This window comes from Saccharothrix hoggarensis (assembly GCF_042678885.1).
In the GTDB taxonomy this organism is placed as follows: Bacteria; Actinomycetota; Actinomycetes; order Mycobacteriales; family Pseudonocardiaceae; genus Actinosynnema; species Actinosynnema hoggarensis.
In genome coordinates this window covers 94,706-109,686 of sequence record NZ_JBHTLK010000002.1, presented here as the reverse complement: position 1 = coordinate 109,686, position 14,981 = coordinate 94,706, and the positions used below count along the sequence as shown (strand labels likewise).

The following is a 14,981-nucleotide window of genomic DNA, read 5'->3' as shown; positions in this document are numbered from 1 at the left end:
CCGCGCAGCGCCGCCCGCACCGCCGCCGCGTAGTCGCCCCGGTCGTCGGCCTCCCGGACCAGCCGGTGCGCCTGCCGCCACCGCTCGTGGTGGTCGGCCGACTCCGCCGACAGCGGCGTCCCCGCCAGGTCGCGGGCCCGGCCCAGCAGGTCGCCCAGCGCCCGGTCGGCGTCGACGTAGACCTTCTCGTACTCCGCGCCGCTGCCCCGCGCGACCAGCGTCAACGTCTCGCCGCCCCGCGCGGTCAGCGTCGCGATCCGCGCCTGCGCCAGCAGGTCGACCAACGTCGCCTCGTTCCGGCTGGCCGACGTGTTGTGGACGACCAGCAGGCTCGCCGTGAGCACCCACAGCAGCGACACCGCCGTCAACGCGGTCGCCACCACCAGACCCGGGTTGAACACCCGGTTCGTCCGGCGCGTCAGGTACCGCTGGGCGAACACCAGCGCCGCCAGCGCCACCGCGCCCAGCAGCAGCTCCAGCCACGGCAGCGACCCGGCGTCCTCCAGGTCGCGCACCACGTTCGCGGTCTCCACCCGGTACAGCTCGCGCGCGGCGGGCAGCATCCGCGAGTGCATCAGCGTGGACGCCTCCCGCAGGTACGCCGCGCCCACCGGGTTGCCCTGCCGGTTGTGCGCGCGGGCCGTCTCCACCAGGCCCGTGTACACCGGCAGGTGGCCCGACAGCGTCGACAGCGCCGGGGTCAGCTCGGGGGAGCGGGTGATCTCGCTGGTCGCCGCCGACAGCGCGGCCGCCGCCTTCGCCACGTCCGCCTCGTACCTCTGCCGCAGCGCCGCCGACTCGACACCACCCGACAGGAACGCGCCCGCCGCCGTGGCGTCGGCGTCGGCCATCGCCCGGTAGACCTCCTGGGCGGCGAACGCCAGCGGCTCGTTGCGGTCGCCCAACGCCTCCAGCGCCTGCGACCGGCGCTGCACCGACAGCGCGGTCACCGCGCCGACCAGCAGGCTCACCACGATCAGCAGCAGGGCGAGCAGGCTCAACCGGCCGGGGGTGCTGCGGGCGAGGCCGGTCACCCGCCGCACGGCAACGCGGTTCCGTTGAGCCTCGACCAGCACGACCGCCCCCTTTCCGAGGTGATCGGCGTCACTCGCCGCACCGTTAGCGTAGATCGAAATACGCCGAACGGGACGCGAACGGCCCGGAACGGGGACGCCGGGCGTGCCGCCGTCGCGCCCTGGCCTGATCTTTGCGGGGAATGGCCGCCGAAGCGCCGGCGGCCGCGCGGGACATCGACCACCATCGAATTCATGAGCTCAATGCGCGCCATCAGCCAGGACCACCTCGGCGGCCCGGAGGTGCTGCACGAGACCACCCTCCCCAAGCCGCAGCCCGGCCCCACCGAAGTGCTCGTCCGCGTCCACGCCGCCGGCGTCAACCCGGTCGACGCCAAGACCCGCGAGCACGGCCACTGGTTCGTCGAACCGCCGTTCGTGCTCGGCTGGGACGTCTCCGGGGTGGTCGAGGAGGTCGGGTTCGGCGTCACCACGCTCCGACCGGGCGACGAGGTGTTCGGCATGCCGCTGTTCCCCCGCGCGGCCCGCGCCCACGCCGAGTACGTCGTCGCGCCGTCCCGCCACTTCGCGCCCAAGCCCGCCGCGCTGGACCACCCGCACGCCGCCGGCCTCCCGCTCGTCGGCCTCACCGCCTGGCAGGCCCTGGTCGACACGGCCGACGTGCGCCCCGGCCAGCGGGTCCTCGTGCACGCCGCCGCAGGCGGGGTCGGCCACGTCGCCGTGCAGATCGCCAAGGCCCGCGGCGCGCACGTCATCGGCACCGCCAGCGCCCGCAACCACGACTTCGTGCGCGACCTCGGCGCCGACGAGGTCGTGGACTACACCGCGGTCGACTTCGCCGAGGCCGTCCGGGACGTGGACGCCGTGCTCGACGCGGTCGGCGACGACGTCGCGGCCCGTTCCGCGGCCACCGTCAAGGACGGCGGGATCGTCGTGACGATCCTCGGCGCGGCCTACGACGCCCTGGTCGAGGCCGCCGCCGGCCGGATCCGCACCGCCGCGCTCCTGGTCGAACCCGACCTCCGCGGCCTGCTCGGGCTCAGCGACCTGGTGGAACGCGGCGCGCTGCGCGTCGAGCTCGGTGCCGTGCTGCCGCTGGCCGACGCCGCCAAGGCGCACGAGCTGATCGACTCCGGCCACACCCGCGGCAAGATCGTGCTCACCGTCGACTGAGCCGGTCCCGAACGACCATCAGGGCCTCGCCCAGCAGGTTCAGGCCCAACCAGGTGCTCGGGTCGGCCGCGCGCGGGTCGTCCGCGGCCAACCCGATGCCCCACACCCGGTCCACCGGGCTCGCCTCCACCAGCACCCGGTCGCCGGTGCCGAGCAGGAACGCGCGCAGGTCGTCGTGGGCGCCGAACTTCGCCAGGTTCCCGCGCACCACGACGTCCAGCCGCGCCGCCGCCCACGTCGCCTCGTCGAAGCCGCGCACGTGCCGGCCCAGCGCCTTCGCCTCGCCCGGCGTGCGCGCCGCCACCACCCGCTCGGCGACCTCCTCGTCACCGAACAGCAGCGCCTTGCCCTCCATCATGAAGTGCTCGGCGGTCGCGTAGGTGCGGCCGTCCACCGTGAACGGCGCCTCCCACCACTGGCTGAGGCACTGCTTGCCGACCGGCGCGCCGGGGCGCGCCTGGTGCCCCCAGAAGAACAGGTACTTCGTCACGGCGCAGACGATGTCAGAAACCCTCGGCGAACCGGGTCGGCGGGGCGCGGCAACCCGCCGGCCGGAGACGGGTACGTCACGAAGATCGGGACGTCACGAAGATGGGGACGTCACACGGGCGGGCGCGCGGGCAGCGGCAGCGGCAACGCCGGCAGCCCGTCCATGCTCACCGCGTTGTAGTCCTTGCTCTCGCAGTACGCGGCGAACTCGGCGTCGGACTTGCGGCCGAAGTACTCCGCGTGCAGCGTCCGCTCGCCCCGGTAGTCCATGAACGGCACCGCGAACCCGCACGTGTCGCTGATCAGCTTCGCCGTCACCACCACGACCGCCCGCAGCGCCGGCCCGTCCGCCTCGCCGAAGCCCGCCACCAACTCGGCGAACCGCGGGTCGTCGCGGAACACCGGCTCGCCCGTGCCGTGCACGCGCACGATGTTCGGCGGACCGTCGAACGCGCACCACATCAACGTGATGCGGCCGTTCTCCCGCAGGTGGGCGATCGTCTCCGCGTGGCTGCCGCCGAAGTCCAGGTACGCCACGCGGTGCTCATCGAGCACGCGCCACGTGCCCGCCCGGCCCTTCGGCGACAGGTTCACGTGCCCGTCCGCCGACAGCGGCGCCGTGGCGGTGAAGAACACCGGCTGCGCCTCGATGAACTCGCGCAGGCGACCTTCGATCCGCTCATATGTCTTGCCCATGACGCCAGTATCACGGACCGACGACCCGGTATCGCCGCACGTCGCTCCCCTTGAGACCGGTGAACGCCCGCACACGTCGCCACAGCTCCGCCACGCCGACCGACCCGTCACCGCGCGCCAACGCGTCGACGTGCGCCTCGGCGGACGTCCACTCCGCGTAGTTCAGCACCCGCGTCCCGTCCACGCTCACGTGGAAGTGCCCGGAGATCCCGCCCGGGTGCGGCTCCTCCTCGGCCGCCAGCGCCGAGAAGACCAGGTCCACCCACTCCTCGGCGACGCCGGGCCGGTCGAACTCCACCGACACCAGCACCACGCACCCCACCGGCCGGTCCGGCGACGCCAGGCCCACCGACCGGTGGCGCCGGTACGCGACCCCGTCACCGGGGTCCGGGGCGCCGCCGGACCACTGCGAGTACGTGACGACCTCGTCGGCGTCCGGGGCGACGCGGGCCAGGCGCCGCACGTCCAGCAGCCCTTCGGGGCGCGGGTCGAACGGCACGGAGGCGTGGTGGAGGAGCACGAATCGGGCGTCTTCGCGGGTGAGGTCCATGCCGGGGACGCTAGGCGCGGCCGCCGGCCTGCCGAATCAGTCACGTGACCGGTGCACGGTTGTTGCACCTCGGTGGCGGCAACAGCAGACTCCCGTCATGGCACCCGAGATCCACCGCTCCCTGGTCCAGCACTCCCGACTGCGCTCCGACCCGCACACCGTGCTGCGCCGCATGCTCGACCACGTCCGGCCCGGCACCCCCTCGGACGAGCCCACCAGGGAGCTCGAACAGCGGATCGCGGACCTCCTCGGCAAGCCCGCCGCCCTGTTCTTCCCGTCCGGCACCATGGCGCAGCAGGTCGCGCTGCGCGTCCACGCCGAGCGCACCGGCCGCCGCACGTTCGCCGCGCACGCCCTGTGCCACCCCGCGATCTGGGAGGAGGAGGGCTACAACGCCGTCCACGGCCTGCGCCACAAGACCGTCGGCGACCGGCAGGCCCTGATCACCCTCGACGACCTCGCCGAGGTCCGCGAGCCCGTCGCCGCGCTGCTGCTGGAACTGCCGCAACGCGAGATCGGCGGCCTCCTGCCCGCCTGGGAGGACCTGGTCGCGCAGACGAAGTGGGCCCGCGACCGCGGCGCCGCCACGCACCTGGACGGCGCCCGCCTGTGGGAGGCGCAGCCGTACTACGACCGGCCGTTCGCCGAGATCGCCGACCTGTTCGACACCGTCTACGTGTCCCTCTACAAAGGCCTCGAAGGGGTGCGCGGCGCGGTCCTCGCCGGCGACCGGGAGACCATCGACACCGCGTCGGTGTGGCGGCACAGGCTCGGCGGCGCCATCCCCGACGCCTGGCCGCTCGCCGTCACCGGGCTCATCGGGCTGGACGAGGCGCTGCCCCGCATGGCCGAGTTCCGCGACCACGCCGTGGCCGTCGCCGCCGCGATCAACGCCGACGGCTACGCCCGCACCCGCCCCGAGGTGCCGCAGACGCCGCTGTTCCACGTCCACCTGCCCGTGCCGCCGGACGTCGTCGCCACCGCAGCGGCGCGAATCCTCGAGGAGACCGGTGTCGAGCTGCCGCGACGCGCCCGCGCGTCGTCCGAACCGGGCCGGTCCGCCATCGAGCTGACCATCGGCGTGGTGTCGCTGGACTTCACCCCGGAGGAGGTGGTGGAGCTGATCCGGCGACTGCGCTGAGACCGCGTCGCAGGAACTCCCGCTCGGCCGCGTTCCCGGCCGCCGCCAGCGCCCGCTCGTACGCCCGCGCCGCCTCCCCGTCCCGCCCCAGGCGGCGCAGCAGGTCCGCGCGCACGGCGTGCAGCAGGTGGTAGCCGGCCAACCGGGCGTGCTCCGCCGACAGGCCGTCCACCAGCGCCAACGCCGCCTCCGGCCCGTCGACCTCGGCCACCGCGACGGCCCGGTTCAACGCCACCACCGGCGTCGGCGTCAACGCCAGCAGGTGGTCGTACAGCCGGACGACCTGCGCCCAGTCCGTCGGCGGCGGGTCGCTGTGCACCGCGTTGATCGCCGCCTGCACCTGGTACGGGCCGGGCCGGTCGCGGCGCAGGCACCACCGCACCAGCTCCCGGCCCTCCGCCAGCATCGCGGCGTCCCAGCGGGAGCGGTCCTGGTCGGCCAGCCGCACCAACCCGCCGTCCGGGCCCGTCCGCGCCGGGCTCCGCGCGTGCTGCAGCAGCATCAACGCCAGCAGCCCCCGCACCTCCGGCTCGTCCGGCATCAACCCCGCCAGCAGCCGGCCGAGCCGCACCGCCTCGTCGCACAGGTCCTCGCGCACCAACGCGTCACCCGAACTGGCCGAGTACCCCTCGTTGAACACCAGGTACACCGCCGCCAGCACGGCCCGCAGCCGGTCCGGCAGCTCCGCCTCGCCCGGCACCCGGTACGGGATGCGGGCGTCCCGGATCTTCGCCTTCGCCCGCACCAGGCGTTGCGCCATCGTCGGCTCCGGCACCAGGAACGCCCGCGCGATCTCCGCCGTCGACAACCCGCCCAGCAGCCGCAACGTCAACGCCACCCGTGCCGCCGGGTGCAGCGCCGGGTGGCAGCAGGTGAAGATCAGCCGCAGCCGCTCGTCGCCCACCACGTCCACCTCCCCGCCGTGCTCGTCACGGGCGCGCAGCAGCGCCGCCTGCGCGTGCCGGTCGTCGCGCGACGACTCACGGCGCAGCCGGTCGATCGCCCGGTTGCGGGCGGTGGTGATGATCCAGCCCGCCGGGCTCGGCGGCACACCCGTCTCCGGCCAGCGGCGCACCGCCTCGGCGAACGCGTCCTGGACCGCCTCCTCGGCGATGTCGATGTCGCCGAAGACGCGGACCAGGACGGCGACCGACCGGCCGTACTCGGCCCGGAAGACGCGCTCGACCGACGTCACGTCAGCCGGGGAAGTCCTGGAACGGCCGCACCTCGACCGGCAGCGTGCACGCCACGCTCATCCGGCGGCCCCACTCCAGCGCCGCGTCCAGGTCCGGCACGTCGATGATGTTGAACCCGCCGATGTGCTCCTTGGACTCGGTGAACGGGCCGTCGGTGACGACCACCTCGCCGTCGTCCGTCGGCCGCAGCGTCGTCGCCGTCTCCGGTGCGTGCAGACCGCCCGCGAACACCCACACGCCCGCCTCGCGCATGTCCGCGTCGACCGCCTGCACGTCCTTCATGATCCGCTCCAGCACCTCCGGCTCGGGGATGTCGTAGCCGGTCGGCTCGATCACGCTGATCAGGTACTGCGTCATGGTGTCCTCCTCGGTTCGGGGTGTCCCACCCCCTACACGAACGGCCGTCGACCGGATCGACACGACGCCGGCAAAACCTCGGAGAAATTCTCGGGCGGCCCCGACGAGCCCGCCGGACGTGCCGGCCGCGGTCACCCGTGGTGCTCCAGGACCACCGTCAGCATCCGCGCCAACTCGTCCCGCTCGGCCGCCGACAGCGGCGCCAGCAGCGCGTCCTGGGCCGCCCTCAGCACCCGGTCCAGCTCCCGCAGGTGCTCGACCCCCGACGGGGTGATCGTCACGACGTTGCGCCGCTTGTCCACCCGGTCCGGCCGCCGCTCCACGTGCCCCTGGGCCGCGAGCTCGTTCACGGTCGCCACCACGTCGCTGCGGTCCAGCCCGCCGCGCCGCCCCAGCTCCGCCTGGCTGGCGGGGCCGAACTCGTCCAACGCGGCCAGCAGCGAGTAGTGGTACCGCCGCGCGCCGACCCCGCCCAACGCCTCCGACACCAGCCGGTGCGCGTGCGTCGTCGTCTGGCCGAGCAGCCAGCTCGCGGTGCCGCGCAGCCGGCGCGGCGCGCCCCGGGTCTCCATGCCGCCGCACTCTAGTTGGCGACACCAACGACCGCCGCGCGCCTACACGAGGCCGGGGTGCCCGAATTGCGCGATCCGCAGCCCGCCGTCCACGACGACCGTGTCAACCACCCGGAACCCCAGGCTCTCGTACAACGCGATGGCGGGCGCGTTGGCCGCACCCGTCGACACGATCGCCGGACCGCCCTCGGCCAGCACCTGCTCCACCAGCCGCCGCGCGAACCCGAGCCGGAAGTGGCTCGGCGCCACGCCCAGCCGGTCGATGTCCAGCACGCCGTCGACCTTCGCGTAGCCGACGAACGCCACGAGCTCGCGGTCGACGTACCCGCCGAGCCACCGCAGCGGGAGTCTGCGGACGTCGTCGACCGACTCGTGCAACGCCGGCATCGCCGTGCTGCCGATCAGGTCGGCCTCCACCGCGTACGACTCCAACGCGATCCGGTGCACGGCCTCCGCCGTGGCGTCGTCGGTGAGGTCCAGGGGAACGATCATTCGGGCACCTGCCTGTGGGGTGGGGAGTACGTCGGGTGGGGGAGTACGTCGAAGATTGCCATTCGGTCATCCGTTCAACCCCACGACTTCGCCCGTCGCGCGCCGGCCCCGCGACCCGCCCGGGGTTCAGCCATTCGCCGGATTACCCCGACCAATCCGAGGCGGACCCTGGAAATCGGGGGTGGGAGCCGTGGAATTCGGCCGCAGAACGTTCATCCAGGCAACAGGTCTCGTCACGTTCGGCGCGTGGGCGCACGGCCCGGACCGGGACTGGGACCGGCTCCGGCGCGCGCTGACCGGCCGGCTGGTCCGTCCCGGCGACGACGGCTACGACACCGTGCGCCGCCCGTTCAACACGGTGTACGCGCACCGCCGCCCGGCGGCCGTCGCCCTGTGCGCCGACGAGTCCGATGTGGCCCGCTGCCTCGACTTCGCCGCGACGCACGACGTGCCGGTGGCGGCACGCAGCGGCGGGCACAGCTACGCGGGCTACTCGGTGCCGGAGAACGGCCTGGTCATCGACCTGGCCGCGCTGAACGGCGTCGACGTGGACGAGCGCGGCGACGCGCGGATCGGCCCCGGCGCCCGGATGATCGACGTCTACGAGGGACTGGGCGGCGTCGGCCGGCTCCTGCCCGCCGGGACGTGCCCCACCGTCGGCGTCGGCGGCCTCACGCTGGGCGGCGGCATCAGCGTCGTCGCCCGCAAGTACGGCCTGACGTGCGACCGCCTGCTGTCCGCGCGGGTCGTGACGCCGGACGGCGTGACGCGCCACACCGACGCCCAGACCGAGCCCGACCTGTTCTGGGCGCTGCGCGGCGGCGGTGGCGGCAACTTCGGCGTCGTCACGTCCTTCACGTTCGACACCGAACCGGCCCGCGACCTCGTCGTGTTCCTCCTGCGGTTCCCCGCGGACGCGGGCGTCGACGTGCTCGGCGCGTGGCAGGAGTGGATGCTCGGCACGCCCGACGAGATGTGGACGGCGTGCGAGGTCGTCGCGGGCAGCCCGCCGACCGCCGGCGTCATCGGCTGCTGGGCGGGCGAGGAACGCGGGCTGCCGCCGCTGCTCGACCGGCTCACCGCGAAGGTCGCGCCGACCAGCCGCCAAGTCCTGCCGATGGACTACCTCACCACCATGCGGTACTTCGCGGGCTGCCTGCCGCAGTGCGCGCCGACCACCGGCGCGCCGTTCGTGGCCTCGTCCCGGATGCTCCACCGGCCCGTCGACCCGGCGCGCGCCGTCGGCCTCATGGAGGGCAGGCGCGCGGGCTGGGTGCAGTTCGACTCGTTCGGCGGCGAGATCGCCCGCGTGCGCCCGGACGCCACCGCGTTCCCGCACCGCGACGCCATCGCGAGCGCCCAGGCGTACGTCGGCGTCGGCGACGTGAGCGAGGCCGAGGCCCGCCGCACGGTCGCCGACGTCCGCGACGGGCTCGGCCACAACACCGGCTACGTCAACTACATCGACCCCGACATGCCGGAGTGGCGCACCGCCTACTACGGCCGCAACCTGGCCCGCCTGCGCCGCGTGGCCCGCCGCTACGACCCGGACCACGTCCTGGCGTTCCCGCAGAGCGTCGTCCCGTCCTGAGGAGACGACCAGTGGACCGGGTTCGTTGTGTTCCGCCTGTGCCAGGACGTTCCCGACGTGGCAACGCGTCCACGGGCGGGGCGTCCCGTTAGTTCTCCCGCGGCGTCCCGGTCGGTCCCCTCCCGGTCAGGCTCCGACGTACGCCGCCAGGTGCTCGCCGGTGAGGGTGGAGCGGGCGGCCACGAGGTCGGCGGGCGTGCCCTCGAACACGACCCGGCCTCCGTCGTGACCGGCGCCGGGACCGAGGTCGATGATCCAGTCGGCGTGCGCCATGACCGCCTGGTGGTGCTCGATGACGATCACCGACTTGCCGGAGTCCACCAGCCGGTCCAGCAGGCCGAGCAGCTGCTCGACGTCCGCCAGGTGCAGGCCCGTGGTCGGCTCGTCGAGCACGTACACACCGCCCTTGTCGGACATGTGGGTCGCCAGCTTCAGCCGCTGCCGCTCACCGCCGGACAACGTCGTGAGCGGCTGGCCCAGGGTGAGGTAGCCCAGCCCCACATCGGCCAGCCGGTCCAGGATGGCGTGCGCCGCCGGCGTCCGCGCCTCGCCCTCGGCGAAGAACGCCTCCGCCTCGCGCACCGACATCGCCAGCACCTCGCTGATGTCGCGGCCGCCGAGGTGGTACTCCAGCACCGACGCCTGGAACCGCTTCCCCTCGCACTCCTCGCACGGGGTGGCGACGCCGGCCATCATCGCCAGGTCGGTGTAGATGACGCCCGCGCCGTTGCACGTCGGGCACGCGCCCTCGGAGTTCGCGCTGAACAACGCCGGCTTCACGCCGTTCGCCTTCGCGAACGCCTTGCGGATCGGCTCCAGCAGGCCCGTGTACGTCGCCGGGTTGCTCCGCCGCGACCCCCGGATCGCGCCCTGGTCGACCGACACCACACCCGCGCCGGCCGGGATCGACCCGTGGATCAGCGAACTCTTGCCCGAACCAGCCACACCGGTGACCACGCACAGCACCCCGAGCGGCACGTCGACGTCCACGTCGCGCAGGTTGTGGCGGTTCGCGCCGCGGATCTCCAACGCGCCCGAGGGCTTCCGCACCGACTCCTTCAGCGACGCCCGGTCGTCGAAGTGGCGGCCGGTGATCGTGCCGCCGGCCCGCAACCCCTCCACCGTGCCCTCGAAGCAGATCGTGCCGCCCGCTGAACCCGCGCCCGGACCGAGGTCCACGACGTGGTCGGCGATCACGATCGTCTCCGGCTTGTGCTCCACCACGAGCACCGTGTTGCCCTTGTTCCGCAACCGCAGCAGCAGGTTGTTCATCCGCTGGATGTCGTGCGGGTGCAGCCCGATCGTCGGCTCGTCGAACACGTACGTCACGTCCGTCAACGACGACCCCAGGTGGCGGATCATCTTGACGCGCTGCGCCTCGCCGCCCGACAACGTCCCCGCGGGCCGTTCGAGCGACAGGTACCCCAGCCCGATCTCCACGAACGAGTCGAGGGTCTGCAGCAGCTTCGCCAGCAGCGGCGCCACCGACGGCTCGTCCAGGCCCCGCACCCACTCCGCCAGGTCGCTGATCTGCATCGCGCACGCGTCCGCGATGCTGATCCCCTTGATCTTCGACGACCGGGCCGCCTCGCTGAGCCGCGTGCCGCCGCACTCGGGGCACGTGGTGAACGTGACCGCGCGCTCCACGAACGCCCGGATGTGCGGCTGCATCCCCTCCTTGTCCTTCGACAGGAACGACTTCTGGATCTTCGGGATCAACCCCTCGTACGTCAGGTTGACGCCGTCGACCTTGACCTTCGTCGCCTCCTTGTGGAGGAAGGCGTCCATCTCCTTCTTGGTGAACTCCCGGATCGGCTTGTTCGGGTCGACGAAACCCGACTCCGCGTACACCCGCACCGTCCAGAAGCTGTCCGACTTCCAACCCGGAATGGTGAACGCGCCCTCCGCCAACGACTTCGAGTCGTCGTAGAGCTGGCTCAGGTCGATGTCCGACACCGAACCCCGGCCCTCGCAGCGCGGGCACATGCCGCCCGTGATGCTGAAGGAACGCCGCTCCTTCACCGTCTGCCCGCCGCGCTCCACCGTGACCGCGCCCGCGCCGCTGATCGAGGCGACGTTGAACGAGAACGCCTGCGGCGACCCGACGTGCGGCGTCCCGAGCCGGCTGAACAGGATGCGCAGCATCGCGTTCGCGTCGGTCGCGGTGCCCACCGTTGACCGCGGGTCCGCGCCCAACCGCTCCTGGTCGACGATGATCGCGGTCGTCAGCCCCTCCAGCACGTCGACGTCCGGCCGCGCCTGCGTCGGCATGAAACCCTGCACGAACACGCTGTACGTCTCGTTGATCATCCGCTGCGACTCGGCCGCGATCGTGCCGAACACCAGCGAGCTCTTGCCCGAACCGGAGACGCCGGTGAACACCGTCAGCCGCCGCTTCGGGATCTCCAGGCTCACGTCCTTGAGGTTGTTCACCCGCGCGCCGTGCACGCGGATCAGGTCGTGGCTGTCGGCGACGTGCGACGCGGACTCCTGCGCGTCCGTGTTCGTGGCCGTGCTCATCGTGTCTCCATCTGTTGCGCGGGGGTGGGGCGGCACTCGCGGGGAGCCCGGCCGCGTGCGCGGGCCCTCCGCGGTGCGGGTCTGCCGGGGCGCGTCTGCGAGGGGCGCGGTGAACGCCCGACGGCTCAGCGCAGCTGCTGGATGCGGATCAGGTTGCCCGCGGGGTCGCGGACGGCGCAGTCCCGGATGCCGTACGACTGCTCGGTCGGCTCCTGGACCACCTCGACGTCGCCCTCCTGCAACCGCGCGAAGGCGCCGTCGAGGTCCTTGGTGGCCATGAGCAGGCTCGCGTACGTGCCCTTGGCCATCATCTCGACGATGGTCCGGCGCTCCTCCTCGGTGATGCCCGGATCGGCCGCCGGCGGGTGCAGCACGATCGACGTGCCGGGCTGGCCGACCGGACCGACCGTGATCCACCGCATGCCGCCGTACCCCACGTCGTTGCGGACCTCGAACCCCAGCGCGTCGCGGTAGAACGCCAGCGACGCGTCCGGGTCGTGGTGCGGGAGGAAGCTCGCGTGAATGGTGATGTCCATGGCCATCACGCTAGGTCGCGCTCGGTGACGACGCTTCTCGATTCCTGATCGGCCTCGTCACCTGCTTGACCACGCACGACGGCATCCCCGCCGTCGCGCGTGCCGCCTCACGCCGGTAGACGCTCGGCGGCACGCCGACCAGCTCGGTGAACCGCGTGCTGAAGGTGCCCAACGACGAGCAGCCGACCTTGAAGCACACCTCGGTGACGCTCAGGTCTCCCTGGCGCAGCAGCGCCATCGCCCGCTCGATCCGCCGCGTCATCAGGTACGAGTACGGTGACTCGCCGTAAGCGCGGCGGAACTGGCGGCTGAGGTGCCCGGCCGACATGTTCACACCGCGGGCGAGCGCCTCGACGTCCAGCGGCTGCGCGTACTCCCGGTCCATCCGGTCACGGACCCGACGCAGCCGCGCGAGGTCGCGCAGGTACTCCGCTTCCGCCGATCTGCTGGTCACGTGCGGGATCGTGCCACACGCCGCCGCGCCGAGCCGGCCGCGACGCACGCGCACGCCGGTGCCCGCCGGCGTCGGCCGGGTCAGCCGCCTCAGCCGACGAACGCCTCCGGACCGAAGCGGCCCCACGCCACGAAGGCGGCCAGCGCCAGGTAGCCCAGGTCCAGCACCATCAGCTTGATCTCGCCGCGGCGGTAGCGCGTGACCGCCGCGGCGGCCATGATCACCACCAGGCCGAGGGCGGCCAACGGCACCAGCACCGGCGCGATGCCGAGCACCGCGGGCAGGATCAGACCCACCGCCGCCAGGAACTCGAGCGCCCCGATCGCCTTCACGCTGCCGGCGCTGAAGTCCTCCACCCACGCCCCGGCGTGACCGGCGGCGGCGATCCGCTCCTTCGACACGACCACCTTGCCGACGCCGCCGACCAGGTAGACGACGGAGAGCAGTCCGGCAACGATCCACAGAGCGACGTTCATGACGGTTCCTCGCGGGGTGGTAGGGGAGACCGGCCGGTCGACGCCGAGTCGGACGAACCGGCCGGGACGGTCGTTCGCCCCAAGACACCGCCGCCCGACCCCCTGTGACAGCGGACCGGCGTGACGCCGGTCTCTCCCACCCGAGCGCTGCGGGCGTCACGACCCGGCGGCGCCGAACCACCGGGACAATCGGCCGACCAGGTCCGACTGGTCCTCCCCGACCCACGCCACGTGGCCGTCCGGCCGCAGCAGCACCGCGGGCACGTCCAGCTCCCCACCGACCTCCACCACGTGGTCGACCCGGTCCGCCCAACCCGCCACCGAGAGCCGCCCGGTCCGGTCGAGCAGCACCCCGCGCCCACCGCGCATCACCTCGTACAGCCGTCCCCGCTCCAGCGCCACGTCCCGCATCCGCCGGCCGACCAGTTCGTGCCCGCCGCCCAGGTCGTAGCGGATGCCCGTCGCGGTGATCTTCTCGGTCAGGTACCGGTTGACCTCCTCGAAGTCCATCAGCTCCGACACCAGCCGGCGCACCGCCCGCGGACCCGGCTCGGTGGACATCAGCTGCATCTGCGCGCGGGTGTTCTCCAGCACGTCGGCCGCGACCGGCCGCCGCTCGGACTCGTAGCTGTCCAGCAGCCCTTCCGGCGCCCAGCCGTTGACCTCGGCGGCCAGCTTCCAGCCCAGGTTGAACGCGTCCTGGATGCCCAGGTTGAGCCCCTGCCCGCCGACGGGCGGGTGGATGTGCGCCGCGTCGCCCGCCAACAGCACCCGCCCGTCCCGGTACCGCTCGGCCAGCCGCGTCGCGTCGCCGAAGCGGGAGAGCCACCGCGGCGAGTGCACGCCGAAGTCCGTGCCCGCGACCAGCCGCAACTGCCGCTTCACCTCGTCCAGGGTCGGCGGGACGGTGCGGTCCTCGGCCACCCCCTCGGCGGGCACGACCAGCCGGTACCCGCCGTCGCCGTGCGGCCCGACGCCGAACCGGAGCTGGGTCTTGCGGACCTCGGCCACCACGGCGGCCACCGTCTCCGGCGACGCGGTCAACTCCACCTCGGCCAGCAGCGTGTCGGCTTTGCTCGGCTCACCGGGGAAGCCGATGCCGAGCAGCTTGCGGACCGTGCTGCGGCCGCCGTCGCAGCCCACGAGGTACCGCGCGCGCAGCCGCGTGCCGTCCGCCAGCTCGGTGGTCACGCCGTCGTCGTCCTGGCTCAGCCCGACCACCTCGCGCCCGCGCCGGACTTCCACGCCGAGTTCGGCGGCGTGCTCGGTCAGCAGGCGATCCGTCGTGGTCTGCGGGATGCCCAGGACGAACGGGTACGTGGTGTCCAGGTCCGGCGACGGCTTGGTGATGCCGGCGAAGAACCCGCCCACCGGGTACTGCTGCCCGTGCGCGAGGAACCGGTCCAGCAGGCCGCGCTGGTCCATCACCTCGATGCTGCGCACGTGCAGGCCGAGCGACCGGACGACCTTCGTCGGCTCCGGCTCCTTGTCGAGCACCACCACGTCCACGCCGTGCAACCGCAACTCGGACGCCACCATCACGCCGGTCGGCCCGCCACCGGCCACGATCACGTCAACCACGAAACCCCCCAATTCCCACGTCCCATTTCGACCGGCCCGACCGACGCGTGAACATCGCTCATTTCCGCAGGTTCCGGCCGCGGCCGCAGAGTGTGCAGCACAACCGGGGTCTTGCGGCAAGAC

Annotated in this window: 16 protein-coding genes; 3 read left to right on the top strand and 13 right to left on the bottom strand. The window is 73.0% G+C overall.

Annotation, left to right across the window (positions count from 1 at the left end; genetic code table 11):
- The coding region (locus tag ACFQ3T_RS00980; protein WP_380718661.1) for a hypothetical protein at positions 1 to 1,034 on the bottom strand (1,034 nt) is incomplete at its 3' end.
- Positions 1,035 to 1,277: 243 nt separating this feature from the next.
- Between ACFQ3T_RS00980 and ACFQ3T_RS00975 the strand changes: the two genes are divergently transcribed.
- The gene (locus tag ACFQ3T_RS00975; protein WP_380718667.1) at positions 1,278 to 2,207 is read left to right on the top strand and encodes an NADP-dependent oxidoreductase; all 930 of its coding nucleotides are present in this window, start codon (positions 1,278 to 1,280) and stop codon (positions 2,205 to 2,207) included.
- Here ACFQ3T_RS00975 and ACFQ3T_RS00970 read toward each other — a convergent pair.
- From ACFQ3T_RS00970 to ACFQ3T_RS00960, 3 genes are all read right to left on the bottom strand, one after another.
- The gene (locus ACFQ3T_RS00970) at positions 2,194 to 2,697 is read right to left on the bottom strand and encodes an NADAR family protein (RefSeq protein WP_380718659.1); all 504 of its coding nucleotides are present in this window, start codon (positions 2,695 to 2,697) and stop codon (positions 2,194 to 2,196) included. The genes ACFQ3T_RS00975 and ACFQ3T_RS00970 overlap by 14 nt on opposite strands.
- Before the next feature lie 110 nt (positions 2,698 to 2,807).
- On the bottom strand, positions 2,808 to 3,392 hold the full coding sequence (locus ACFQ3T_RS00965) for a pyridoxamine 5'-phosphate oxidase family protein (RefSeq protein WP_380718656.1): 585 nt from the start codon (positions 3,390 to 3,392) through the stop codon (positions 2,808 to 2,810).
- 10 nt (positions 3,393 to 3,402) lie between these two features.
- Entirely contained in the window at positions 3,403 to 3,942 is a 540-nt protein-coding gene (locus ACFQ3T_RS00960; RefSeq protein WP_380718653.1) for an antibiotic biosynthesis monooxygenase family protein, read from the bottom strand.
- A 97-nt stretch (positions 3,943 to 4,039) separates the two neighbouring features.
- On the opposite strand from ACFQ3T_RS00960, the gene ACFQ3T_RS00955 reads away from it, so the two are divergent.
- On the top strand, positions 4,040 to 5,083 hold the full coding sequence (locus ACFQ3T_RS00955) for a threonine aldolase family protein (protein WP_380718651.1): 1,044 nt from the start codon (positions 4,040 to 4,042) through the stop codon (positions 5,081 to 5,083).
- Here ACFQ3T_RS00955 and ACFQ3T_RS00950 read toward each other — a convergent pair.
- From ACFQ3T_RS00950 to ACFQ3T_RS00935, 4 genes are all read right to left on the bottom strand, one after another.
- The gene (locus ACFQ3T_RS00950) at positions 5,040 to 6,278 is read right to left on the bottom strand and encodes an RNA polymerase sigma factor (protein WP_380718649.1); all 1,239 of its coding nucleotides are present in this window, start codon (positions 6,276 to 6,278) and stop codon (positions 5,040 to 5,042) included. The two genes, ACFQ3T_RS00955 and ACFQ3T_RS00950, sit on opposite strands and share 44 nt — an antisense overlap.
- Position 6,279: 1 nt before the next feature.
- The gene (locus tag ACFQ3T_RS00945) at positions 6,280 to 6,636 is read right to left on the bottom strand and encodes a YciI family protein (protein ID WP_380718647.1); all 357 of its coding nucleotides are present in this window, start codon (positions 6,634 to 6,636) and stop codon (positions 6,280 to 6,282) included.
- Positions 6,637 to 6,767: 131 nt separating this feature from the next.
- A complete protein-coding gene (locus ACFQ3T_RS00940) occupies positions 6,768 to 7,208 on the bottom strand; it encodes a MarR family winged helix-turn-helix transcriptional regulator (RefSeq protein ID WP_380718645.1) in 441 nt (146 codons plus the stop codon).
- A gap of 42 nt (positions 7,209 to 7,250) precedes the next feature.
- On the bottom strand, positions 7,251 to 7,700 hold the full coding sequence (locus ACFQ3T_RS00935) for a GNAT family N-acetyltransferase (RefSeq protein ID WP_380718643.1): 450 nt from the start codon (positions 7,698 to 7,700) through the stop codon (positions 7,251 to 7,253).
- A 181-nt stretch (positions 7,701 to 7,881) separates the two neighbouring features.
- Between ACFQ3T_RS00935 and ACFQ3T_RS00930 the strand changes: the two genes are divergently transcribed.
- Entirely contained in the window at positions 7,882 to 9,291 is a 1,410-nt protein-coding gene (locus ACFQ3T_RS00930; protein WP_380718641.1) for an FAD-dependent oxidoreductase, read from the top strand.
- A 126-nt stretch (positions 9,292 to 9,417) separates the two neighbouring features.
- Here the strand turns inward: ACFQ3T_RS00930 and ACFQ3T_RS00925 are convergent, their stop codons facing one another.
- From ACFQ3T_RS00925 to rox, 5 genes are all read right to left on the bottom strand, one after another.
- Complete coding sequence (locus ACFQ3T_RS00925) at positions 9,418 to 11,811, bottom strand: ATP-binding cassette domain-containing protein (protein WP_380718639.1); 2,394 nt, start codon at positions 11,809 to 11,811, stop codon at positions 9,418 to 9,420.
- 125 nt (positions 11,812 to 11,936) lie between these two features.
- A complete protein-coding gene (locus ACFQ3T_RS00920) occupies positions 11,937 to 12,347 on the bottom strand; it encodes a VOC family protein (RefSeq protein ID WP_380718637.1) in 411 nt (136 codons plus the stop codon).
- 10 nt (positions 12,348 to 12,357) lie between these two features.
- Positions 12,358 to 12,801 carry a helix-turn-helix transcriptional regulator gene (locus ACFQ3T_RS00915; RefSeq protein WP_380718635.1) on the bottom strand — a complete coding sequence of 148 codons (444 nt, stop codon included), beginning with the start codon at positions 12,799 to 12,801 and terminating at the stop codon, positions 12,358 to 12,360.
- A gap of 89 nt (positions 12,802 to 12,890) precedes the next feature.
- Complete coding sequence (locus tag ACFQ3T_RS00910) at positions 12,891 to 13,277, bottom strand: DoxX family protein (protein WP_380718632.1); 387 nt, start codon at positions 13,275 to 13,277, stop codon at positions 12,891 to 12,893.
- Between the two features lie 156 nt (positions 13,278 to 13,433).
- Complete coding sequence (gene rox / locus ACFQ3T_RS00905; protein WP_380718630.1) at positions 13,434 to 14,858, bottom strand: rifampin monooxygenase; 1,425 nt, start codon at positions 14,856 to 14,858, stop codon at positions 13,434 to 13,436.
- Between the last annotated feature and the right edge of the window lie 123 nt (positions 14,859 to 14,981).

Excerpts from the sequence above, each read along its gene's own strand:
- ACFQ3T_RS00975 (WP_380718667.1), top strand. The coding sequence starts at position 1,278 with ATGCGCGCCATCAGCCAGGACCACCTCGGCGGCCCGGAGGTGCTGCAC.
- ACFQ3T_RS00965 (WP_380718656.1), bottom strand. The coding sequence starts at position 3,392 with ATGGGCAAGACATATGAGCGGATCGAAGGTCGCCTGCGCGAGTTCATC.
- ACFQ3T_RS00960 (WP_380718653.1), bottom strand. The coding sequence starts at position 3,942 with ATGGACCTCACCCGCGAAGACGCCCGATTCGTGCTCCTCCACCACGCC.
- ACFQ3T_RS00955 (WP_380718651.1), top strand. The coding sequence starts at position 4,040 with ATGGCACCCGAGATCCACCGCTCCCTGGTCCAGCACTCCCGACTGCGC.
- ACFQ3T_RS00945 (WP_380718647.1), bottom strand. The coding sequence starts at position 6,636 with ATGACGCAGTACCTGATCAGCGTGATCGAGCCGACCGGCTACGACATC.
- ACFQ3T_RS00940 (WP_380718645.1), bottom strand. The coding sequence starts at position 7,208 with ATGGAGACCCGGGGCGCGCCGCGCCGGCTGCGCGGCACCGCGAGCTGG.
- ACFQ3T_RS00935 (WP_380718643.1), bottom strand. The coding sequence starts at position 7,700 with ATGATCGTTCCCCTGGACCTCACCGACGACGCCACGGCGGAGGCCGTG.
- ACFQ3T_RS00925 (WP_380718639.1), bottom strand. The coding sequence starts at position 11,811 with ATGAGCACGGCCACGAACACGGACGCGCAGGAGTCCGCGTCGCACGTC.
- ACFQ3T_RS00920 (WP_380718637.1), bottom strand. The coding sequence starts at position 12,347 with ATGGACATCACCATTCACGCGAGCTTCCTCCCGCACCACGACCCGGAC.
- ACFQ3T_RS00910 (WP_380718632.1), bottom strand. The coding sequence starts at position 13,277 with ATGAACGTCGCTCTGTGGATCGTTGCCGGACTGCTCTCCGTCGTCTAC.